Genomic DNA, 22,011 nt, shown 5'->3' with positions numbered 1-22,011 from the left:
GGCCCGCCGGGGCCGCCCCGAGGGGCGGTGGTCCGGCGGGCCGGGGCCCGTCGTTCGGTGCGCGGTGTGCGGTGCGCGGTGCGGTTCCGTCAGCGGCGACGCCGGTCGGGGCGCCACACCACCAGCGCGGAGGACTGCCGCACGTCCTGGTAGGGCACCAGGTCGCGCCGGTAGGAGGCGTGCACCTGCTGCTCCCGCTGGCGCATCGCCACGGCCGCCCCGTCCACCGACTGCTGGAGCTCGGCGACGCGCGCCTGCAACGCGGCCACCTGGTTCTCCAGTTCGATGATCCGCTTGATGCCGGCGAGGTTGATGCCCTCCTCCTGCGACAGCCGCTGCACGACGCGCAGCAGCGTGATGTCGCGCGCGGAGTAGCGCCTGCCCCGGCCCGCGGTGCGGTCCGGGGAGACCAGTCCCAGTCGGTCGTACTGCCGGAGCGTCTGCGGGTGCAGCCCGGAGAGCTGGGCCGCCACCGAGATCACGTAGACCGGTGTCTCGTCGGTGAGTTCGTACGGGTTCCGGTTGGGTCCGCCCAGGCCGTCCACGTCAGTCTCCCTTCGCGGCCTCGAACAGCGCTCCCCGCGGGTCCTCGCCCTGGGTCGCCTGCCGGTACTCCTCCAGTGCCTTCCTGGCTTCCGTACCCATGTCGCGCGGCACTGCCACCTCGATGGTCACCAGCAGATCGCCGCGGGTGCCGTCCTTGCGGGTGGCGCCCTTGCCGCGGGCACGCATGGTGCGCCCGCTGGGGGTGCCCGGCGGGAGCTTCAGCGTCACGGGCGGACCGCCGAGGGTCGGGACCTTGACGTCGCCGCCGAGCGCCGCCTCGGGGAAGGTGACCGGCACGGTGACGGTCAGGTTGTCGCCGCGCCGCCCGAAGACCGGGTGGCCGTCGACGTGGACCACGACGTACAGGTCGCCGGCCGGCCCGCCGCGCTCACCCGGCGCGCCCTTGCCCCGCAACCGGATGCGCTGCCCGTCGGAGACCCCGGCGGGGATGCGCACCTGCATGGTGCGGGAGCTGGTGGCGCGGCCGGAGCCGCGGCAGACGGCGCAGGGGTCGTCGGCGATGAGGCCGCGGCCCTTGCAGTCCACGCACGGGTCGGTGAGGGAGAACCCGCCGCCACCGCCGCGGCTGACCTGGCCGGTGCCGACGCAGGTCGGGCAGACCCGCGGGGTGCCGTTCTTGTCGCCGGTACCGCGGCAGGACTTGCAGGCGGCGCTGGAGGACATCCGCAGCGGCACGGTCGCGCCGTCCACGGCCTCGGTGAAGCTGAGGGTGACCTCCGACTCGATGTCCTGGCCGCGGCGCGGCTGGGTCCGGGGTCCGGTGCCGCCGCGGTTGAAGATGCCGCCGAAGACGTCGCCGATACCGCCGCCGAACCCGCCGGGCTGCTGCGTCCCGGTGGTGCCGCCGGGGCCGGGTGCGCCGCCGGCGCCGCCGAAGAGGTCACCGAGGTCGAAGTTGAACTGCCCGCCGCCCCCGGCGCCCGGCCCGGGGCGGAAGCCCCCGTTGCCGCCGAAGAGCGCCCGCGCCTCGTCGTACTCCTTGCGGCGCTTGGCGTCCCCGAGGACGTCGTAGGCCTCGGAGACGTCCTTGAAGCGCTCCTCGGCCTTGGCGTCGCCCTTGTTGGCGTCGGGGTGGAACTCCCGGGCCAGCTTCCGGTACGCCTTCTTGATCTCCGCCTCGGTGGCGTCCCTGGGGACGCCGAGGGCCTTGTAGTAGTCCTTCTCGATGAAGTCCTTCGTGCTCACCCGGCGCGTCCCTCCTTCCACACGTCCGAGCCGTGCCCCCGGCCGGCCCCCTGGAAGGGGCCGACCGGGGGCACGGCGGGTTCCGGCACGGCGTCAGCCGTCCTCGGAGCCACCGTTCTCCTTCTGCGCATCACCGGCGGCCGGGGCGTCACCGGAGGCGTCGGAGCCCTCCGGCTCGGCACCGTCGGCGGCGTCGCCTGCGGAATCCTTGGCCGGGGCGCCCGGCTGCGGTTCCGCGACCCCCACCCGCGCGGGGCGGATGGTGCGTTCACCGATGCGGTACCCGGGCTGCAGGATCTGCACGCAGGTGGTCTCGGTGACCTCCGGCGAGTAGCTGTGCATCAGCGCCTCGTGGACGGTCGGGTCGAAGGGCTCGCCCTCCTCGCCGAACTGCGCGAGGCCCATCTTCGCGGCGACCGTCTCCAGCGACTCGGCGACCTGCTTGAAGCCGCCGACCAGCTCCCCGTGGTCACGGGCGCGGCCGATGTCGTCCAGCACCGGAAGCAGCTCGGTCAGCAGGTTGGCGACGGCCACCTCCTTGACCTGGACGCGGTCGCGGTCGACCCGGCGGCGGTAGTTCTGGAACTCCGCCTGGAGCCGCTGGAGGTCCTGGGTGCGCTCGTTGAGCGCCGAACGGGTCTGGTCGAGCTGGGCGGTGAGCGCCGCCTCGATCAGGGCCTTGTCGTCCCCCTCCGGGGCGTCGTCACCGGCGCCCCGGTCGGCCTGCTTCTCCTGCTCCCCCTCGGGGGCCGCGGCCTCCGACGGGGGTGTGGTGGTCGCGTCCGCGTCGGGGACCTCGGGCTTCTCGTCGAAGCCCTCGGGCTCCTTCGTCACGCCGCACCGCCCTTCGGCTTCTCGTCGTCCACGATCTCGGCGTCGACGACGTCGTCGTCGGCGGCGTTCTGCTGGTCACCGGTGGTCTGCTGACCCTCGGGGCCGGGGGTGGCGCCGGAGGCCTGGGCGTCGGCGTACATCGCCTGGCCGAGCTTCTGGCTGGTGGCCGCGACCTTCTCGGAGGAGGTCCGGATGGCGGCGGTGTCCTCGCCCTTGAGCGCGTCCTTGAGCTCGCCGACCGCGCCCTCGACCTCGGTCTTCAGCTCGTCGGAGACCTTCTCGCCGTTCTCCTTGAGGAAGTTCTCCGTGGTGTAGACGAGCTGCTCGGCCTGGTTGCGGGTCTCGGCGGACTCGCGGCGCTTGGCGTCCTCGTCGGCGTACTGCTCGGCGTCGCGCATCATGCGCTCGATGTCGTCCTTCGGCAGCGCGGAGCCACCGGTGACGGTCATGCGCTGCTCCTTGCCGGTACCGAGGTCCTTGGCGGAGACGTGCATGATGCCGTTGGCGTCGATGTCGAAGGTGACCTCGATCTGCGGGACGCCGCGGGGCGCCGGGGGCAGGCCGGTCAGCTCGAACATCCCGAGCTTCTTGTTGTACGCCGCGATCTCGCGCTCGCCCTGGTAGACCTGGATCTGCACCGAGGGCTGGTTGTCGTCGGCGGTGGTGAAGATCTCCGAGCGCTTGGTCGGGATCGTCGTGTTCCGCTCGATGAGCTTGGTCATGATGCCGCCCTTGGTCTCGATACCGAGGGACAGCGGGGTGACGTCGAGCAGCAGGACGTCCTTGACCTCGCCCTTGAGGACGCCGGCCTGGAGGCTGGCGCCGATGGCGACGACCTCGTCCGGGTTGACGCCCTTGTTGGCCTCCTTGCCGCCGGTCAGCTCCTTGACCAGGTTGGCGACGGCCGGCATGCGGGTGGAGCCACCGACGAGGACGACGTGGTCGATCTCGGAGAGCTGGACGCCCGCGTCCTTGATGACGTTGTGGAACGGGGTCTTGCAGCGCTCCAGGAGGTCCTGGGTGAGCTGCTGGAACTGCGCCCGGGTCAGCTTCTCGTCGAGGTGCAGCGGGCCCTCGGCCGAGGCGGTGATGTAGGGCAGGTTGATGGAGGTCTCGGTCGAGCTGGAGAGCTCGATCTTCGCCTTCTCGGCGGCCTCGCGGAGGCGCTGGAGCGCCATCTTGTCCTTGCCGAGGTCCACGCCGTGGGCGTTCTGGAACTGCTTGACCAGGTGGTCGACGACCCGCTGGTCCCAGTCGTCGCCGCCGAGGGCATTGTCGCCGTTGGTGGCCTTCACCTCGACGACGCCGTCGCCGATCTCCAGCAGCGAGACGTCGAAGGTGCCGCCACCGAGGTCGAAGACCAGGATGGTCTGGTCGTCCTTCTCCAGGCCGTAGGCGAGGGCGGCCGCGGTGGGCTCGTTGACGATGCGCAGGACATTGAGGCCCGCGATCTCACCGGCCTCCTTGGTGGCCTGGCGCTCGTGGTCGTTGAAGTAGGCCGGCACGGTGATGACCGCGTCGGCGACCTTCTCGCCGAGGTAGGACTCCGCGTCGCGCTTCAGCTTCTGCAGGATGAAGGCGCTCATCTGCTGCGGGTTGAAGTCCTTGCCGTCGAGGTTGACCTTCCAGTCGGTCCCCATGTGGCGCTTGACCGAACGGATGGTGCGGTCGACGTTGGTGACGGCCTGACGCTTGGCCACCTCGCCGACGAGCACCTCGCCGTTCTTGGCGAAGGCGACGACGGACGGCGTGGTCCTGGCGCCCTCGGCGTTGGTGATGACGGTGGGCTCACCGCCTTCGAGAACACTGACGACGGAGTTCGTCGTACCCAGGTCGATGCCGACCGCACGTGCCATTTCGGTTCCTCCAGCTCATACCTTGAGTAGATCCGACTCAAGAGTGCATCAGCCGAGCCCAGTCGTCAATCCCTCTATCAAATGACTTGAGTCGCAGCCGCTCAATTCTTATCCGGCCCTTACGCTCACCCCGACCGGAGACCACCCCCGCCACCCCCGCGCACCCCAGCCGCCACGGCCGCCACGGCAGCCCCGCGGGAGCACCGCCCGCCGCGCCGCCCGGCCCTCCCGGGAACGACCGACACCACGCCCGGGTGCCCGTCGCGACCACCCCGACCGGGCGCCGCTGCCGCACCCCGCCCCCGGTACTCGATACGCTCAGACGAACCCCGGTAAGTTACCGTTCAGTAGACTGGGTGGCTCCGCCCGCCGGGGTAGCAGCAGCCCACCATCCGCCCGCAGGTTCGAGGAGCCGTCATGCAGCTCGTCGCGATCGTCGTCTCGCTGGTACTCACCGCGGTCGCCGTAGCACTGTTCAGCCGCGCCGTCGCGCAGATCGTCCGCTTCCTGCGCCTGGGCCGCCCCGTCCCCGCGGGCACCCGCACCGACGAACCGGGGCAGCGCACCTGGACCCTTGCCCGGGAGTTCCTCGGGCACACCCGGATGAACCGCTGGGCCGTCGTCGGCGTCGCCCACTGGTTCGTCGCCATCGGCTTCCTGACGCTCGGCCTGACCATCGTGCAGGCCTACGGGCAGCTCTTCCGGGCCGACTGGGTGCTCCCGGTCATCGGGACGTTCACGCCCTACGAGATGTACATCGAGTTCATCGCGCTGATGACCACGGTCGGCATCCTCACCCTCATCGGCGTCCGGCTGCTGAGCCTGCCCTCGCGCGCCGGCCGCAAGTCCCGGTTCACCGGCTCCACCGCCTGGCAGGCGTACTTCGTCGAGTACGTCATCCTCACCATCGGCGCCGCCATCCTGCTGCTGCGCGGCCTGGAGGGCGCGCTGCACGGCGTCGACGGCTGGACGCCCGCCTACTTCGTCTCCTACCCGCTGGTCGCCGCCTTCGACGGACTCAGCGCGGCGTCGCTGCAGAACCTGGTCTACCTGGTCGCCATGATCAAGCTGGGCACCACCATGGTCTGGGCGATCACCGTCGCCCTCAACACCGACATGGGCGTCGCCTGGCACCGCTTCCTCGCCTTCCCCAACATCTGGTTCAAGCGCGACGCGGACGGCTCCACCGCCCTCGGCGAGCTGCAGCCGATGACCTCCGGCGGCAAGCCGATCGACTTCGAGACCGTCTTCGACGACGACAACGACAGCGAGCCGGAGTTCGGCGTCTCCCAGGTCGAGCAGTTCTCCTGGAAGGGGCTGCTGGACTTCTCCACCTGCACCGAGTGCGGCCGCTGCCAGTCGCAGTGCCCCGCCTGGAACACCGGCAAGCCGCTCTCCCCCAAGCTGCTGATCATGTCGCTGCGGGACCACGCCCACGCCAAGGCGCCCTACCTGCTCGCCGGCGGCGGCAAGGACGCCGAGGGCACCGAGCGCGCCAGCGCCGAGCAGCTGAGGGACGTCCCCGCCGCCGCCCTCGCCGAGGCCGAGCGCCCCCTGGTCGGACCGGCCGCCACGAGCCCCGGCGAGCTCGGCGGCGTCATCGACCCCGAGGTGCTGTGGTCCTGCACCACTTGCGGCGCCTGCGTCGAGCAGTGCCCGGTCGACATCGAGCACGTCGACCACATCGTCGACATGCGCCGCTACCAGGTGATGATCGAGTCCGCGTTCCCCTCGGAGGCGGGCACGATGCTCAAGAACCTGGAGCGCAAGGGCAACCCCTGGGGCATGGCCAAGAAGAAGCGCCTGGAGTGGACCGCCGAACTCCGGCAGGAGACCGGCATCGAGGTGCCGGTGGTCGGCAAGACCGTCGAGGACCTCACCGAGGTCGACTACCTCTACTGGGTCGGCTGCGCCGGCGCCCTGGAGGACCGCGCCCGCAAGACCACCAAGGCCTTCGCGGAGCTGCTCCACATCGCGGGCGTCAACTTCGCGATCATGGGCGGCGACGAGGCGTGCACCGGTGACTCCGCCCGCCGCCTCGGCAACGAGTTCCTCTACCAGCAGCTCGGTCAGCAGAACGTCGAGTCGCTCAACGCCGCCTTCGGGGAGACCCCGGCCGACGGCGACGAGCCGGCGGTGACCGTCGAGCGGTCGAAGAAGAAGATCGTGGCGACCTGCCCGCACTGCTTCAACACCCTCGCCAACGAGTACCCGCAGCTCGGCGGCGAGTACGAGGTCATCCACCACACCCAGCTGCTGCAGCACCTGATCGACGAGGGGCGGCTGGTCCCGGTGACTCCCGTCGAGGGGCTCATCACCTACCACGACCCCTGCTACCTCGGCCGGCACAACAAGGTCTACACCCCGCCGCGCGAGATCATCGGCAAGGTGCCGGGGCTGCGCAACGAGGAGATGCACCGCCACAAGGAGCGCGGCTTCTGCTGCGGCGCCGGCGGCGCGCGGATGTGGATGGAGGAGCGCATCGGCAAGCGCATCAACAACGAGCGCGTCGACGAGGCACTCTCCCTCAACCCCGACATCGTCTCCACCGCCTGCCCGTTCTGCCTGGTGATGCTCACCGACTCGGTCAACGGCAAGAAGAACGACGGCCAGGCCAAGGAGTCGATCGAGGTGGTGGACGTCGCCCAGCTGCTGCTGGACTCGGTGCGCACCCCCGACGAGGGCGGGGAGACCGCCGGCGAGGCCGGCGCCCCGGAACCGGCTCCGGCTCCCGCCTCCTGACCCGGTGGCTCCACCCGCGGGCCCGGCCCGGTGCCGCTCGAACCCGAGCCACCGGTGCCGGGCCCGCGGCGTGTCCGTCCGCGTCGCCGGTCCGCCCCTGCCGGACACGGCGGACCGGCGACGCGGACGGTCCGTAGGGGATCGCGGGCGGCCGGATCGGGGCTGCGTCAGGGTGACCGCGGCGCGCGCAACTCCCCGCAGGGGGTACGTTCGTATGCGTGGGTGGATTCAGGAACAAACGCAACGGCCGACGCGGTGACACCACGCCGGGCGGACAGCCACGGCCGCAGTTCGACGGCCCCCCGGCCGGGCAGCACTACCGGGAGACGACGCCCATGCCCGTCATGGGCCACGGGCCGCAGGACCCCGGCGCCCGGGGCGGGCACGACCCGTACGGCGGCCACCCCGGGCCGGGCCACCACGGACCCGGCCAGTACGGGCCCGGCGGCCCCGGCCACCACGGCCCCGGTCCGGGCGGCCCCGGCGGCTGGAACGAGGGCACCACGTACGGCGCCGACTCCCCCGGCGGCCCGCAGGGCCCGGGCGAGGGCCCTCCGCCCCACCCCGAGGCGTACGGCCCCCGGCTGCCGTGGAAGGAGCTGCTGAAGGGCCTGGTGCTGCGTCCCGTTCCCACGCTCTGGCGCATGCGGGACTACCCGATGTGGGCACCGGCGCTGATCGTCAGCTTCCTGTACGGCCTGGTCGCCGTCTTCGGCCTCGACGACGCCCGGCAGACCATGCTGGACACCACCGCCTCCAGCGTGGTGCCGTACCTGCTGATCACCGGTGTGGCGATGGTCTGCGGCGCGCTGCTGCTCTCCACCGTCACCCACATGCTGGCCCGCCAGCTCGGCGGCAACGGCCACTGGGCGCCGACCGTGGGCCTCGCGATGCTGATCATGTCGCTGACCGACGTGCCCCGACTGCTGCTCGCCATCTTCCTCGGCGGCGCGGCGACGGTGGTGCAGATCGTGGGCTGGGTCACCTGGCTGTACGCGGGCGTGCTGCTCACCATGATGGTGATGCGGTCGCACGAACTCCCCTGGCAGCGTGCGCTTCCGGCCTGCGCCATCCAGCTGCTGGCGCTGCTGATGCTGGTCAAGCTGGGCACCTTCTGAGCGGACGCCCCGCAGGCCGCCCGCCGCGGGGCGGGTAACCTGCGGGGCGTGCTTCTCTCAGACAAGGACATCCGGACCGAGATCGACGCCGGGCGCGTGCGGATCGACCCGTTCGACCCGGCGATGGTGCAGCCGTCCAGTATCGACGTGCGACTCGACCGGTACTTCCGGGTCTTCGAGAACCACCGCTACCCGCACATCGACCCCGCGGTCGAGCAGCCCGACCTGACCCGCGTGATCGAGCCGGAGGGCGAGGAGCCGTTCATCCTCCACCCCGGGGAGTTCGTGCTCGCCTCGACGTACGAGGTCATCTCGCTGCCCGACGACATCGCCTCCCGGCTGGAGGGGAAGAGCTCGCTGGGGCGGCTGGGCCTGCTCACCCACTCCACCGCGGGCTTCATCGACCCGGGCTTCTCCGGCCACGTCACGCTGGAGCTGTCCAACGTCGCCACCCTGCCGATCAAGCTCTGGCCGGGGATGAAGATCGGCCAGCTCTGCATGTTCCGGCTGACCTCCCCCGCCGAGAACCCCTACGGCTCCGGCGCCGGCGGCTCCCGCTACCAGGGGCAGCGCGGCCCGACCGCCTCCCGCTCCTACATCGACTTCCACCGCACCCGGTTCTGAGCGAACGCCCCGCGCGCGGGGCGCCCAGGACATGCGGAGGGCGCGGCCCGACTCCCCCCACCGGAGCCGGGCCGCGCCCTTTCCCTCACCGTGCCCGGCCGCAGGGGCGGCCGGGCACGGAGCCGTCGCCGGGGTCACTCGCCCCGGCGCGCCACCCCCGGAGTGGAGCGGGTCATCAGCGCCGCCACCACCGCGGCGACGAGCGGCACGACCACCACCAGCTGGAGGATGGTCTCCCAGGGCAGCTCCAGGAAGAGCTGCGGCTCGGTCTCCGGGGTCCGGTCGAGGCTGTTCTGCCAGTGCTCGTGCTCGGTCCGGAACTCGGAGAGGACGATCGCCGTACCGGGCACCACCCCGGAGAGCGCCCCGAGGATCACGCCCATCAGGGCGATCACCCCGCACTGCAGTCCGGAGAGCGTCCGCCGCACGCGCGGCGGGGCGCCGACCGCCGACAGGGTGGCGAGGTCCGCCTCGGAGTCGGCCTGCGCCAGACCCGTGGCGATCCCGGCCGCGCCCAGGGTCACCACCATGGCGAAGAGGCCGAGGACGAGCAGCACGATCTCGGCGTCGGAGGTGTGCCCCTCCTCGACGTAGACGTAGATGTCACCGGGGAGCACGTCCAGCGCCGCCCTGAGCGCCTGCATCTCGGCGTCCGCGGGCTGCCGTTCGGTGGCGAGCACCAGCGCGTGGTCGGCCACCTGGTAGCCGGCCGCCTCCACCGCCGCGGCGGAGATCAGGACCTCCCCGGGCCGACCGCCGTACGGGGACGGCGAGCCGAGCGTCGCGGGCAGCGCCAGGGCCTCCTCGTGCTCCGCGTCCACGTGGTCGGAGGCGACGAGGTCGAACCGCACCGTGCCGTCCCCGTGGATCGTCAGCTCGTCGTAGACGACGGCCTCCCCGCGCTCCAGCGCCGCGGCGGCGTCCGGGTCGTCGGCGGCGAGGACGTCGAGGTACTCGGGTCCGGCGACGGCGATCGGCAGCCACAGGGGCGTCGGGGAGAAGTCCGAGTAGCAGGCGGGTTCGAACGACTGGATCGTGAGGTCGGGATTCTCCTCCCGGGCCGCCATGAGCCGCTCGTAGTAAGTGTCCCAGTCGCAGACCGCGGCTTCCGGCAGCTGCACCACCAGCTCGGGGCAGGCCTCCGACACCTGCCAGAGGTCGCAGACCTGCTCGCCGGGGACGACCCGGCCGACCTCGGCCCGTTCGGAGACCGGCAGCTCGCGCAGGGCCGCCTCCCGGGCGGCGGGCAGGCTTCCCGCCGTGGCGGAGTGGATGACCACGACGCCCATGGGGGCCGTCGGGTCGTAGGTCGTCTCCTGCTGGAGGTCGGTGGAGGCGACCACGGTGGCGACGGCGACCGCCCCGGAGACCGCGGCGAGCACCGCCGCCACCGCCGGTGCGGTACGGGCGCGGTTGCGGACCGCGTCGCGCAGCGCGAGCCGCCCCGACAGCGGCAGGAACCCGCCGACGCGGCCGAAGACCCCGACCAGAGCCGGGGTCGTCGCGACCAGGCCGAGCTGCGCGACGATCACTCCGCCTGCGACCAGGAACGAATCGTTGACAGTGAGGGCACCGGCCAGGGCGCACGCGGCACCGAGGACGAACAGTACCGCTCCCACGACCGGCAGCACCCGGCTGACCCGGCGGACCCCGCGTCGCCCGGTCAGCGACTCCAGGATCGGCGCGCGGGAGGCGGTGATCGCGGGAAGCAGCGCCGCCAGCAGCCCGGTCCCGACGCCGAGCACGCAGATCGCGAGCAGTTCGACGGGCTTGATCGTCAGGGCGCCGAACCGCTCCCCGGCGCTCGTCTCCAGCCACTCCTGCGCCAGCAGCATGGCCACCAGGCCGAGCACGATGCCCACCACCGCGGCGGCGAGACCCAGCACGATCCCGCTGGACAGCATCACCGCGCGCACGTGGCGGCGGTCGGCGCCGTTGGCGCCCATCAGCCCCAGCATCCGGCGGGAGCGCCGCGCGCCGACGGCGAACGCCGGCCCGGCCAGCAGGCAGATCTCCAGGATCACCAGCGCCAGCACGGTGATCATGACGACGCCCATGCCGTCGTCGGGACTCGCCCAGGAGCCGTCGTCGTAGGGGACCTGGTCGCGCGGCGGCGGGTCCGACCGCACCGCGCGGGAGTCGACCAGCCAGCCCTGCTCGTTGGCGGCCAGCACCATCTCCCAGGTGAACGGCGCGTCCGAGTGCACCAGGTAGTCGGCCGAGTACCGCTCCGGCTCCGCGTCCGGCTCGGCCGCGACCTCCGCGATCAGGCCGGCGTCGGGGAGCACGGTGACCTGCTCGGTGTACAGGCTGGAGGGCAGTTCGTAGGAGCCGGTGACGGTGAACCCGCCGTCCGAGGCGGCGAAGCTCAGCGTGTCCCCGACGGAGAGGCCGGCGGTCTTCAGGAAGGCGCTGCTGGCCGCGACCTCGTTCGCGTCACGCGGCGCCCGGCCCTCCAGCAGGGTGGTCTTCCCGCCGGCGACGGGGTGGGCGAGGTCCGCCTCCCGGATCTCCACCTCGGTGATCCCGGTCGCGGTGGTGACCTCCGCCCCGTACCAATGGCCCTCCACGATCAGTTCGGCCCCGGAAGGGGTGATCGCGGCGGCCCCACGCGCGGCCTCCTCGCCGAGCGGGTCGGCAGCGGAGTCGTAGTACTCGTCGACGGCGTCCTCGTCGACGAGCTGGTAGCGCTGGGAGTTCTCGGGGTCCTGGTGGACGGGCACCCCGGCGAGCCGCAGTGACGCGGCGGCCGCCCCCATGGCCCGGTCGGTCCGCTCCTCGGTGGTGAGCTGGGAGCTGCGGAAGCTGATGTCGATGGCGGTGACGCCGATGATCGGCAGGGCGATCATCGCGATCACCAGGATGCTGCGGCCCTTGGCCCGCAGCGCGTCACGCCGCGCGATGCGCAGCGCCAGCCGCCAGGTGCGCAGCAGGCCCATCACACGCCCTCGCCGTCGAGCAGCGACTCGGGCGCGGGGGACGACGACTCGTCGACGACGGAGCCGTCGCGGAGGAAGACCACCCGGTCCGCCCAGGCGGCAAACCGCGGCTCGTGGGTCACCATCACCGCGGCCGCGCCCGCGTCGCAGCGGCGCCGCAGCAGCCCGAGGACCGCCTCACCGGTCGCCGAGTCCAGCGCACCGGTCGGCTCGTCCGCCAGCACCAGCCGCCGGTCCCCCACCAGGGCCCGCGCGATCGCCACCCGCTGCTGCTGACCGCCGGACATCTCGTCCGGGAACCGGTCCGCGACCTCGGTCAGCCCGATCTCCGCCAGCGCGGCGCGGGCCTCGGTCCGCGCGGTGCGGACCGAGACGCCGTCCAGCTCCCGGGGGAGCGCGATGTTCTCCGCCGCCGTCAGCGCCGGGATCAGGTTGTAGTCCTGGAAGACGTACCCCACGCTGGAGCGCCGCAGCTTGGCCTGGCCCGCCCGCGAGAGACCGCCCAGGGCGGTCCCCTCGATCAGCACCTCACCCGAGGACGGCACGTCCAGGCCGCCCGCGATGGTCAGCAGCGTCGACTTCCCCGACCCCGACGGCCCCATCACTGCCACCAGCTCACCCGGCATCACCGCCAGGTTCATCGACCGCAGCGCGTGCACGGAGGCGATCCCGCTGCCGTGGACCCGCGACACCGCCCGCAACTCCAGCACCGGACGCGACGCGTCAGCGGTGTCCGCTGCGGCCGGTGTGGCCTCGCCGGTGGGTGCGGCCGCCGGTCTCCCGGCGCCGTTCTCCTGCTTCTCGTCGCTGCTCATACTGCTGTCCCCTCCGGATGGTGCGCTGCTGCCCTGTGGCGCTGTCGCCGTGCTGCGTTGCCGTCGTGTAGCCGTGCCGCGGGGCGGCACGTGCGGTGCGGGTGGTATCCCCCGCCGGCGCCGCCACCCGCGAGGGCGGCGCCGGCTCGGGCCGTTACTGCTCCCGGCGGTTCACCGCCGGGGTGGAGCGGGTCATCAGCGCCGCAACGACCGCCGCGAGCAGCGGCACGACGAAGACCAGCTGAAGGATGGTCCCCCAGGGGATCTCCAGGAACAGCTGCGGCTCGGTCTCCGGACCGCCGTACCAGTCGGTGCGCCAGAGCTCGTGCATCTCCTGGTGGCCGGCCAGCCGGATCGCCGCTCCCGGCACCAGCCCGGCCAGCGAGCCGAGCACCACGCCCATCAGGGCGATCACCCCGCACTGCAGGCCGGAGAGCGTCCGCCGGACCCGGGGCGGTGCGCCGACCGCGGAGAGCGTCGCGAGGTCGGCCTCGGAGTCGGCCTGCGCCAGACCGGTGGCGATACCGGCCGCGCCGAGCGTCACCACGGTGGCGAACAGACCGAGGATGAGCAGCACCAGCTGGCTGTCGGAGGTGTGACCCTCCTCGACGTGGAGCGTGAGCGCGGTCGACCCGGAGCCGGGCGAGCCGTCGCCCGAGGACAGTGCCTCCCGCAACGCCTGGACCTCGGCATCGGTGGGGTCACGGTCGGTGGCCACCACGACGGCCTCGTCGACGACCCGGTAGCCGTTGGCCTCCGCCCAGGCGGCGGTGACCAGCACCTCGCCGGGGCGGGCGCCGTAGTCGGCCTCCTTGCCGACCGTGGCCGGCAGGGCGGCCACGTCCTCCGGCCGCGGCTCCTGCTCCCGGTCCTGCTCCTCACGGGTGAGCGGGGCGAGCCGGAGCGTGCCGTCCTCGTGGACCTGCCGCTCGTCGTACACGACCGCCTCGTCGCGCTCCAGTGCGGCGGCGGCGTCGGGATCGTCGATCTCCATGACGCGCAGCAGCTCGGGGCCGGCGACGCTGACGGGGCTCCAGGTGGGCGTCTTGACCCACCAGTCCTCCACGCATGCGGGGTCGTACTCCGCCACGGTCAGCTCGGGGTCCTCCGCGCGCGCCGCGTCGAAACCGGTTTCGAACGCTTCCCGGTCGCAGACGGCGGCCGCGGGCAGCTGCACCACCGGCTCGGCGCACTCCGCCGGTGCGTTCAGCAGGTGGCAGAGTTCCCCGGTGTCGGCGAGCCGTCCGATGGTGGCCAGTTCGGTGACGGGCAGGGTCCGCAGGGCGGACTCCGTCGCGGCGGGCAGGTCGCCCGGCCGGTCGGAGGAGATCACGACCCCGCCGGAGGGGACGGTCGCCCGGTAGGCGGCGGCGTTCTCCGCGTTGGTGCTCGCCACGACGGTGGCGACGGCGACGGCGCCGGAGACCGCGGCGAGGACCGCGGCGACGGCGGGGGCCGTGCGGGACCGGTTGCGGACGGCGTCGCGGACCGCCAGCCGCCCGGAGAGCGGCAGGAACCGGCCGACGCGGCCGAACAGGCCGACCAGCACCGGGGTGGTGGCGACCAGACCGAGCTGCGCCACGACGACACCGGCCACCACCACCATGGCGTTGCTGACGAAGAGCGCGCCGAGCACGGCGACGGCCGTTCCGAGGACGAAGAACAGGCCCCCAGCTATCGGGAGTTCACGCCCGGTCCGGCGCACACCCCGACGACCGGTGAGGGATTCCAGGATCGGCGAGCGGGAGGCGGCGAGCGCCGGCAGCAGCGCGGCCAGCAAGCCGGTGCCGACGCCGAGCGCGCAGATGGCGAGCAGTTCCAGCGGGTTGACGGTGAGGTCGCCGAACCGGCTGCCCGCCGACTCCTCCAGCCAGTTCCACGCCAGCAACGCGGCGGCGAAGCCCAGGAGGAGACCGATCACGGCCGCGGCGAGACCGAGCAGTGCACCGCCGGCCAGCATCACGGCGCGCACGTGGCGGCGGTCGGCGCCGTTGGCACCCATCAGCCCCAGCATCCGGCGCGAGCGCCGCGCGCCGACGGCGAACGCCGGCCCGGCCAGCAGGCAGATCTCCAGGATCACCAGCGCCAGCACCAGCACGACACCGAGGGGCGCGCTGCCCCCACCGCCGGACCAGCCGTGGCCCGCGGCGAAGTAGGGCACCTCGTCGCGCGGCGGCGGGTCGAGGCGGACGGCCCGGGAGTCGACAATCCAGCCCCGCTCGTTGGCCTTCTGGACCGCGTCCCAGTCCACCGGGGTGTCCGAGGTGACGAAGTACCGGGCGTAGGAGAGGTACTCCTCGGCGCCGGGTTCGGCGGCGAGGGTGTCGACCACCCCGGTGCCCGGCAGCACGGTCAGCTGCTCGGTGTCGAGGTCGCCGGGCAGCTCGTAGGAGCCGGTGAGGGTGAACTCGCCGTCGAAGCCGCGGACGGCGACGGTGTCGCCCACGGCGAGGCCGGCGACCTCCAGGAACGCGGTGGTGGCGGCGGCCTCGTGCTGCTCCCGGGGGGCGCGCCCCTCGCGGAGGGTGGCGCTCCCGCCGGTCAGCGGGTCGTCGAGGTCCCACTCGCGCAGGTGGATCGCGGCCAGGCCGCCGGCGGTGGTCACCTCGGCGCCGTACCAGCCGTGCTCCACAACGAGCTCGGCGCCGGGGAAGAGCGCGGCGATGTCACGCGCCGCCTGCTCATCGTTCGGCTGCTCGGCCTCGGGGTCGGCGTCCGTCCCGCTCTCGGCGGTCTCGCCGTCGGCTTCGTCGGCCGTGGTCCACTGCGTCGGGTCCTCGGGGTCCTGCAGCAGCGGGACGGGGGCGCCCGGGAACATATGGGCGTCCGCGGCGCCCATGGCCCGGTCGATCTGCTCCTCGGTGGTGAGCTGGGAGCTGCGGAAGCTGATGTCGATGGCGGTGACGCCGATGATCGGCAGCGCGATCATCGCGATCACCAGGATGCTGCGGCCCTTGGCCCGCAGCGCGTCACGCCGCGCGATGCGCAGCGCCAGCCGCCAGGTGTTCAGGAATTCCATCAGGCGCCTCCCCCGTCGAGCAGCGACTCGGCGGCGGGGGACGACGACTCGTCGACGACGGAGCCGTCGCGGAGGAAGACCACCCGGTCCGCCCAGGCGGCGAACCGCGGCTCGTGGGTCACCATTACCGCGGCCGCGCCGCCGTCGCAGCGGCGCCGCAGCAGGCCGAGGACGGCCTCGCCCGTGGTGGAGTCCAGCGCACCGGTCGGCTCGTCGGCCAGCACCAGCCGCCGGTCCCCCACCAGGGCCCGCGCGATCGCCACCCGCTGCTGCTGACCGCCGGACATCTCGTCCGGGAACCGGTCCGCGACCTCGGTCAGCCCGATCTCCGCCAGCGCGGCGCGGGCCTCGGTCCGCGCGGTGCGGACCGAGACGCCGTCCAGCTCCCGGGGGAGCGCGATGTTCTCCGCCGCCGTCAGCGCCGGGATCAGGTTGTAGTCCTGGAAGACGTACCCCACGCTGGAACGCCGCAGCTTGGCCTGGCCCGCCCGCGAGAGACCGCCCAGGGCGGTCCCCTCGATCAGCACCTCACCCGAGGACGGCACGTCCAGGCCCCCGGCGATCGTCAGCAGCGTCGACTTCCCCGACCCCGACGGCCCCATCACCGCCACCAGCTCACCCGGCATCACCGCCAGGTTCATCGACCGCAGCGCGTGCACGGAGGCGATCCCGCTGCCGTGGACCCGCGACACCGCCCGCAACTCCAGCACCGGACGCGACGCGCCCTCCGGCCGGTGTGCGGGTGTCACGCCGTGCTTCCCCTGTTCGTCAGCGGCACTGCTCATGCTCTCGTCCCCTCTCGGGCGGTCCTGCGTGGCTGGGAGGCGGCGTCGGGGCGCCGCGGTGGTGCGGTCCTGCGGGGCTGCGCGGCGGTCGCCGTGGTGGGGCAGCCCGGTGCGGCGGTGCGTCGCCGTGGTGGTGCGTCGCCGCGGTGCAGCGGTGGTGCGGGGCGCGGCCGGGCCTCGCGGGCCGCCGTACCGGGTGCGGGCGGTGTCCCGTTCCGGCGCCGCCGCCCGCACGGGCGGCGCCGGAGCTGCTGGGCCGGGGCTCGGCGCCGGGTCCGTCGGCCGCGCGGGGCGGCCCGTCGGCCGGTTGCGGCAGGTCGTCGAGGACGCGCTCGCAGTGCTCCAGCCAGCGCACCTCGGCTTCCGCGCGGAAGACAAGTTGCTCCAGCACCAGCAGCCAGGCCAACCCCTTGCGTTCGACGGTGCCGGCGGCCAGCGCCCGCGCCTGGAGCCGTGCGTACCCCTGCAGCACGCGCAGGGTGTGGCGGCGCTGCACGCTGATCACCGCGCGGACGTCACTGTCCGGCGTGGCGACCGCCATCGCGATCTTGATGGCGAGTTCGTCCCGCGCGGGGTGCGAGCGGTCCACCGGCCGGGCGAACCACTCGGCCACCGCGCGGTGCCCCTCGCCGGTGAGGGCATAGCGCTGCCGTCCGGCGTCGGCGGTCTCCGAGGCGACGAGGCCGTCCCGTTCCAGGCGGGCAAGGGTCGTGTACACCTGGCCGATGTTGAGCGGCCAGCTGGCGCCGGTCCGCGCCTCGAAGTCCAGGCGCAGTTGCGCCCCGTGCGACGGCCCGCGCTCCAGGAGCGCCAGCAGCCCGTACCTGATCGACATACCGAGTATGTATACCCAGTATGTCAGCGACAGCGCAACCCAACCCCGGTGAAGCACCCGCCCCCCGAACCCTGACGGCCGAGCGTTTGTGCAGCTCAGCGCCACCCCAGCCCCTCGACCGAGAAAAGCATACCCAGTATGACGACCGTTGCATACGCGGTATGGCACCGGGGTGTGCGATGCCTGTTCGCTCGCCGGCCCGGTCCCCGCGCCCGGTCGGCGTCGCCGCCTCGCCCGGCGCGCCGGGGGGCGTGCGGCGCCGGGCCGGTGCGCGGCGCGCACTCCGAGGACAACCGCACGGGGGATTCACGGGACCGCCGCGAGCCGGTACAAACCGAACAACAGACATGCCGCCGAAGGGAGTCCCCTGTGCGCTCACCCCTGCCCGGACGTCGACCGACACGGACGGGTGTGGTCGCGCTGGCCGCCCTGGGCCTGCTCGCGACCGGTGCCCCCACCGCGGGCGCCGCGCCCGGGGGCGAGGTGGAGCGGGTCGAGGTGACCGCGCCGGGGGCCGCCGTCACCGTCGACCTGCCCGGCGGGTTCCGGCTCCCCTGGCTGCCGGAGGGCCCCTGGCGGATCGATGTCGCCTGGCCGGAGGGCGGCGTCACCGCCCGCGGCGGCACCGGCCCCGGTTCCGCCCCGGGGGCTGGCCCGGCGGCGGAGGCGAGCGCGCTCCCGCCCGAGCTGGAGGAGATGCGCGCCCGGCAGGCGACCGAGCTGTACGGCGACGCCGCCGCACCGGCCCCCGCCGATCGGCAGGTGTCGCTCGTCTCGCTCGGGGACAGCGCGATCTCCGGCGAGGGCGTCGGCAACTACGACCCCGCGACGGACGGGCCGGACAACTGGTGCCACCGCTCCTACGACGCGGCGATCCACCGCACCGGCATCCCCGCGGACGTGACCTACAACTTCGCCTGCTCCGGCGCCGCCACCGCCAACATCCGCTCCGACGGCACCCCCCGGTTCGACGAACCCCTCCAGGCCGACAGCCTCGCCGTCGCCGCCCGCAACACCGCCGTCGACACCGTGGTGCTGGTCGTCGGCGCCAACGACGACCTGGAGTTCGGCCCGGTCATCACCGACTGCGCGCTCTCCTGGTTCCTGCACTGGCGCGGCCCCTGCCACCCGACGTACGCGCCGGGCTGGCAGCAGCGCGTGGACGAGCTGCGTCCCAAGGTCGAGGAGACCGTCACCGACCTCCACGCCGTGATGTCGGACGCCGGGTACGCCCGGGACGACTACCGCATGGTGCTGATGTCCTACCCGGGGCCGCTGGGGCCGGACCGGCGCGACAACCCCCGCCACCTCGGCCGGCTGGTCGGCGGCTGCACCTTCCACGACGCCGACGCGCGCTGGGTCCGCGACGAGGCGGTGCCGCTGTTCCAGGAGAGCCTGCGGGCCGCGGCGAAGAACGCCGACGCGGCCTACCTGGACGCCTCGCGGCTCTTCCACGGCCACGAGGTCTGCAGCGACGCCCCCTGGGCGCGCGGCCTCACCGTGGACGTCACCAACCCCTTCCCGCCGGACGCCAACTCGGTCCGGCAGTCCTTCCACCCCAACGCCGACGGCCACGGCGCCTTCGCCGCCTGCCTGACGGCGATGCGGGCGACCGAGCTCCGCGAGGCCGGCTGCGCCGACCCGGCGAGCACCGGCGAGCCAGTGCTGTTCGAGGGTGCCTGGGACGACGTCTTCCGGCCGCTGGCGGCTGCCGACGGCAGCCGCTGCCTGGCCCCGGCCGCCGGCCGCACCGCCAACGGCACGCCCGTGCGCGGCGAGGACTGCGACGGGGCGCGCGGGCAGGAGTGGTACCACGACGTCGAACGGGGTTCGCTGCACGCGGGGTTGAGCCATGACCGCTGCCTCGACGTCCCGGGCCGCGCCTTCCGCGTCGGTGCGGGGCTCCAGCTCCACAACTGCAACGGCACCGAGGCGCAGCGCTTCGAGCGGGCGGCAGACGGGTCGCTGACGCCCGAGGCGGCGCGCGAGCTGTGCGTGACGCTGCCGGCAGCGAGCGGTGGCGGCGTCACGCTCCAGCCGTGCGACGGGCGTGCGACGCAGCGGCTCGTCTGACCCCGCCCGGCCCGCGCCCCACCGCCGAGGGCGGAGGCGCGGGCCGGTGAGCCGCAGCTGAGCCACGGCGGGCAACCCCGGGCCGGTGGCTCGGCGGGTGGCGCGGCCGGCCCGCGTCGACGGCCCTCAGCCGGCCGGGTGCGCCGCCGGCCGCCGTACGCGGAAGAGCGCGGCGTACAGCGTCAGGCCCGGGCCGAACGCCATCGCCACCACCGGCGCGCCGTCCGGCGGCGGGGCCCCCGCCGGGCCGGCGCCCCCGGCACGGATGCGGTCCAGCACCAGCAGCACGGTCGGCGAGGAGCAGTTGCCGTACTCCGCCAGCACTGCGCGGGAGTCGTCCAACGCGGCCGGGCCGAGCGCCAGTTCGCCCTCGACCGTCTCCAGGATGCGCGGCCCGCCGGGGTGGACGGCCCACCCGGCGACCTCCCCGACCGCCAGCCCGTGGCGTGACAGCAGTTCCTCGGTCACCGGGCGCACGTGCCGCGCGAGGACGGCGGGCACCTCGGGGGACAGCCCCATCCGGAAGCCGAGATCGGTCACCTGCCAGGTCATCAGCTCGGCCGTGCCGGGGTCGGTGCGCGCCACGACGTCGACCAGCTCCAGCGCCGCGCCCGCCGGCGCCGTCGGGCGCGGGACGGGCCCGGCGACGGCGGCCCCAATGCCGGGTGGGAGCAGCACGAGCGCGACGGCGGCGTCCCCGAACAGGGCGTGGGTGACCACCTGCTGGGTGTCGGAGTCGGCCGGCTGGAGGTGGAGCGAGGGCAGTTCCAGGCAGAGCAGCACCGCGGGCCGGCCCCGCGCGGCGACGTGGTCGGCGGCCGCGCCGAGCGCGGGCAGCGCCGCGTAGCAGCCCATGTGCCCCACCAGCAGCCGCTGCGCGTCGACCGGCATGCCGAGCGATCCGGCGAGGCGGATGTCCAGCCCCGGGGTGTCGTAGCCCGTGCACGAGGCCACCGTGAGCTGGCCGACGTCGGCGGCGGTGAGCCCGGCCTCGGCCAGCGCCGCGGTGACCGCCCGGTGCCCCAGCGCGGGCGCCTCTCGCGCGTAGCGCCGCATCCGGTCGGCCGTGGACCAGTCGGCGGGGTCCTCCGCGCCGAGATCCACCACGGTGTGGCGGCGGCGGACGCCCGCGGAGGCGAAGATGCGGCGGGCGAGCGCGGAGTCGCCGAAGTGGTGGCGGAACCGCTGCTCCCACAGCTCGTCCTGGCCGACCGGGCGGGGCACGGCGATGCCGACGCCGGCGACGACGGCGCCCGGCCCGGGCGCCCCGACCGCCGTTCCCGCGCCCTCCGCCGCCGACCGGTGGAGCGCCGCCGGGCGCGCGGCGGCCTCAGGTGCGGCGGCTGCAGGTGGGGTGGGGCCGGGCGCGGCGGGACCGGAAGTGGGGCGCCCGGCGGCGGGCGCGGGACGGGTCGCCGCCCGCACCGTCACCATCGGCTCGGTCCGGCGGCGTTCTCGGGGTCGCCGCCGAGCGCCGCGACACCGAGCCAGTCGGCGCAGACGTCCGAGGTGGCGGGTTGCAGCGCGCCGCAGCGGGCGTCGCGGTAGATACGTTCCAGGGCGTGGCCGCGCCGGGTGGCGGAGGTGCCGGCCGCCTCCAGCGCGGAGGACGCCACCTCGGCGGCGGTGTCGCCGGCGACCAGCTTGGCGCGCCACACCCAGCGGTTGGTCTCGGGCTCGCCGGGTGCCTCGCTCACCCGCCGCGCCGCTTCGGCCACGACCAAGCCGGCGGCGGCGGTCGCCGCGTCCGCCCGGCCGAGCCGCGCGCGGACCAGCGGCAGGGACTCCAGACCGCGCCCTCGGGCGTGCTCGGCCGCCGCGGCGAGCGCGGAGCGTGCCACCCCGACGTAGACGGCCGCGTAGGAGGCGACCAGCCACTGCGGCATGACCTGGGCCAGCAGCACCGCCAGCCCGTCGATGCCGCCGAGCAGCGCGTCGCCCGGCACGGCGACGTCCAGGTGCAGGTCGTGGCTGCCGGTGGCGCGCATCCCGAGGGAGTCCCAGGTCTCCTCGACCCGCACCCCCTCGCCCGCCGGCACGAGGAAGTACGAGACCCGGGCCGGCGTCCCGGTCTCGGGGCCGCCGGCCGGGCCCTCGCTGTCGGCCGCCGCGTCGTCGTCGGTCCGCTCGCGGGCGGCGACGAGGTAGGCGTCGGCGTGTCCGGCGCCGGAGACGAAGGCCTTGGCGCCGGTGAGCCGGAAGCCGTCCTCGACCCGGCGGTAGCCGGTGGTGATCCGCGACAGCCGCGATCCGGCGCCGCGTTCGCTCATCGCGACGCCGTACAGCGCGCCGGCGGCGGCCGCCGAGAGCGCCCGGTCGCGGGCGGCGAACACCTCCGGTCCGACGCCGAGTTCACGGAGCAACTCGTCGGGGGTGTGGGCGAGGGCGCCGGTGACCGAAGCGTGCATGTTGAAGACCAGCGCCGTCGCGCCGGAACCGGTCGCGACCGCCTCCGCGACGGCCGCGTACTCGGCGAAGGAGGCGCCGCTGCCGCCGAGGCGGGTCGGGACCAGCAACCCGAGCAGCCCCGCGGCGCGCAGGTCGTCGAAGTCCGCCGCGGGGAACGTGCCCGCGGCGTCGTGGGCGGCCGCGCGGGCGGCGAAGCGCGGCGCCAGCCGG

The 22,011-nt window shown here is 74.0% G+C and carries 15 protein-coding genes; 4 read left to right on the top strand and 11 right to left on the bottom strand.

The features are described 5' to 3' along the window. Window positions 1-89: 89 nt before the first annotated feature. The 4 genes from HCN56_RS12260 to dnaK all read right to left on the bottom strand — a co-directional run bounded on the left by HCN56_RS12260 (window position 90) and on the right by dnaK (window position 4,442). Window positions 90-536: a heat shock protein transcriptional repressor HspR gene (locus HCN56_RS12260; protein ID WP_167970322.1), complete on the bottom strand. Its 447-nt coding sequence runs from the start codon at window positions 534-536 to the stop codon at window positions 90-92. Window positions 537-546: 10 nt separating this feature from the next. Next, entirely contained in the window at window positions 547-1,752 is a 1,206-nt protein-coding gene (gene dnaJ / locus HCN56_RS12255; RefSeq protein ID WP_167970311.1) for a molecular chaperone DnaJ, read from the bottom strand. A gap of 93 nt (window positions 1,753-1,845) precedes the next feature. Next, window positions 1,846-2,586, bottom strand: a complete 741-nt coding sequence (gene grpE, locus HCN56_RS12250; protein WP_167970309.1) for a nucleotide exchange factor GrpE — start codon at window positions 2,584-2,586, stop codon at window positions 1,846-1,848. Next, complete coding sequence (gene dnaK / locus HCN56_RS12245; protein WP_167970307.1) at window positions 2,583-4,442, bottom strand: molecular chaperone DnaK; 1,860 nt, start codon at window positions 4,440-4,442, stop codon at window positions 2,583-2,585. Before dnaK ends, grpE begins: the two co-directional genes overlap by 4 nt. A gap of 417 nt (window positions 4,443-4,859) precedes the next feature. On the opposite strand from dnaK, the gene HCN56_RS12240 reads away from it, so the two are divergent. The 3 genes from HCN56_RS12240 (at window position 4,860) to dcd (ending at window position 8,926) form a co-directional block, all read left to right on the top strand. Continuing rightward, window positions 4,860-7,184: a (Fe-S)-binding protein gene (locus HCN56_RS12240; protein WP_167970305.1), complete on the top strand. Its 2,325-nt coding sequence runs from the start codon at window positions 4,860-4,862 to the stop codon at window positions 7,182-7,184. Between the two features lie 218 nt (window positions 7,185-7,402). After that, window positions 7,403-8,302 (top strand): Yip1 family protein, encoded by a 900-nt coding sequence (locus HCN56_RS12235; protein ID WP_312871197.1) that lies wholly within the window; start codon window positions 7,403-7,405, stop codon window positions 8,300-8,302. A gap of 48 nt (window positions 8,303-8,350) precedes the next feature. Further along, the gene (gene dcd, locus HCN56_RS12230) at window positions 8,351-8,926 is read left to right on the top strand and encodes a dCTP deaminase (protein WP_167970303.1); all 576 of its coding nucleotides are present in this window, start codon (window positions 8,351-8,353) and stop codon (window positions 8,924-8,926) included. A 134-nt stretch (window positions 8,927-9,060) separates the two neighbouring features. On the opposite strand, the gene HCN56_RS12225 is transcribed toward dcd, so the two are convergent. The 5 genes from HCN56_RS12225 to HCN56_RS27420 all read right to left on the bottom strand — a co-directional run bounded on the left by HCN56_RS12225 (window position 9,061) and on the right by HCN56_RS27420 (window position 17,319). Beyond that, on the bottom strand, window positions 9,061-11,865 hold the full coding sequence (locus HCN56_RS12225; RefSeq protein WP_167970301.1) for an ABC transporter permease: 2,805 nt from the start codon (window positions 11,863-11,865) through the stop codon (window positions 9,061-9,063). After that, a complete protein-coding gene (locus HCN56_RS12220; protein WP_167970299.1) occupies window positions 11,865-12,680 on the bottom strand; it encodes an ABC transporter ATP-binding protein in 816 nt (271 codons plus the stop codon). The genes HCN56_RS12225 and HCN56_RS12220 overlap by 1 nt, the downstream gene beginning before the upstream one ends. A 154-nt stretch (window positions 12,681-12,834) precedes the next feature. Then, window positions 12,835-15,699, bottom strand: coding sequence for an FtsX-like permease family protein (locus tag HCN56_RS12215; RefSeq protein WP_167970297.1), 2,865 nt, complete (start codon window positions 15,697-15,699; stop codon window positions 12,835-12,837). Beyond that, a complete protein-coding gene (locus tag HCN56_RS12210; RefSeq protein WP_167970294.1) occupies window positions 15,699-16,484 on the bottom strand; it encodes an ABC transporter ATP-binding protein in 786 nt (261 codons plus the stop codon). The genes HCN56_RS12215 and HCN56_RS12210 overlap by 1 nt, the downstream gene beginning before the upstream one ends. Next, complete coding sequence (locus tag HCN56_RS27420; RefSeq protein ID WP_167970292.1) at window positions 16,468-17,319, bottom strand: PadR family transcriptional regulator; 852 nt, start codon at window positions 17,317-17,319, stop codon at window positions 16,468-16,470. Before HCN56_RS27420 ends, HCN56_RS12210 begins: the two co-directional genes overlap by 17 nt. Before the next feature lie 579 nt (window positions 17,320-17,898). On the opposite strand from HCN56_RS27420, the gene HCN56_RS12200 reads away from it, so the two are divergent. Continuing rightward, a complete protein-coding gene (locus HCN56_RS12200; RefSeq protein ID WP_376770870.1) occupies window positions 17,899-19,392 on the top strand; it encodes a ricin-type beta-trefoil lectin domain protein in 1,494 nt (497 codons plus the stop codon). A gap of 126 nt (window positions 19,393-19,518) precedes the next feature. Here HCN56_RS12200 and HCN56_RS12195 read toward each other — a convergent pair whose 3' ends face one another. Next, window positions 19,519-20,826: a type III polyketide synthase gene (locus tag HCN56_RS12195; RefSeq protein ID WP_245246477.1), complete on the bottom strand. Its 1,308-nt coding sequence runs from the start codon at window positions 20,824-20,826 to the stop codon at window positions 19,519-19,521. Then, a partial coding sequence (locus HCN56_RS12190) for an acyl-CoA dehydrogenase family protein (protein ID WP_209312638.1) occupies window positions 20,820-22,011 on the bottom strand: 1,192 nt, incomplete at its 5' end. The genes HCN56_RS12190 and HCN56_RS12195, both read right to left, overlap by 7 nt.

Source organism: Streptomyces lonarensis, assembly GCF_012033735.1.
In the GTDB taxonomy this organism is placed as follows: domain Bacteria; phylum Actinomycetota; class Actinomycetes; order Streptomycetales; family Streptomycetaceae; genus Streptomyces; species Streptomyces lonarensis.
Note: the sequence above shows the minus strand (reverse complement) of the source record. Positions and strands in the feature narration are given on the sequence as shown.